The organism is Paracoccus sp. P2 (genome assembly GCF_046335115.1).
In the GTDB taxonomy this organism is placed as follows: Bacteria; Pseudomonadota; Alphaproteobacteria; order Rhodobacterales; family Rhodobacteraceae; genus Paracoccus; species Paracoccus pantotrophus.
Window position 1 is genome coordinate 1 of sequence record NZ_JBGOSN010000165.1, and the last position, 947, is coordinate 947.

Here is a 947-nt window from a genome sequence, read left to right on the forward strand (position 1 = left end):
CACATCTCGCCCCTCGGATGGGCGCACATCTTACTCACAGGGGAGTACAGGTGGCCGAAAAGAGCTTAGCGTAGGATTTAGCACCGTCCGGCAGCAGACCCCATTCTGCAAACACCTGGTTGCGAAAGATCATCCAGCTGTCGCCCGTTCCGAATACGAACTTCTCGGCCTTCAGGTCGCTCAGCGCCAGTTGATCGCGCTTCGCGAGATGGTGGTTCACGGGCAGGATGGCAACGTAATCGTTCTCGTCAAAAGGCAGGCTGTTGATCGGCTGCTGGTCCAAGACCCCGTAAAGAAAGCCGATGTCGATCCGATGGCGCAGGATCGCCTCGTGTTGATGGATCGTCGGCATGAAGATCAGATCAAGGTAGATGTCGGGATGCGCCTCGTTGAAGGCGCGCAGGAAATGCGGCAATGCGCCATTGATCGCGAAATCGGTATAGGCAATGCGCAACTCGCCCCGGACGCCACGCGCCGCCTTGCGGGCGCGCTCGACCGCCCGGTCAATCTGCGCCGTCACATCCGCGATCTCGGCCAGAAAGACCCGGCCAGCCTCGGTCAGCTCGACCCGGCGCGTCGAGCGCACCAGAAGCGGCGTGCCGACATGGTCCTCCAGCTGCTGGATCGTCTTGGTCAGCGCAGGCTGCGCCACGCGCAGGCTTTCCGAGGCGCGGCGAAAATGCAGCTCCTGTCCAAGCATGGCGAAGGCCCGCAGATGTCGAAGATCAAGGCTCATGTGGTGCCCAGATTAATTCTCATTGGTTATCAATAATGCCGAATTCGATATTTTACAACGACGGCTCAGCCATGGATCATCCAGGTATCGCAGGCGACAGAACCTGCGGGGCATCTCGATTTTTGACCGCTCTCTCGACCACGGAGCAGTTGGCGCAACCTGAAGCGCCTCGAAGGCCGTCAGCTGACGGGTTGTTGCGTCGGGTCTGATG

1 pseudogene is annotated in these 947 nt (G+C 59.7%); it reads right to left on the reverse strand.

Annotated features, from left to right (window positions below):
- Positions 1-109 precede the first annotated feature (109 nt).
- Positions 110-736: pseudogene (locus ACDP63_RS25015) on the reverse strand (LysR family transcriptional regulator); the annotation flags it as partial.
- Positions 737-947: the final 211 nt, after the last annotated feature.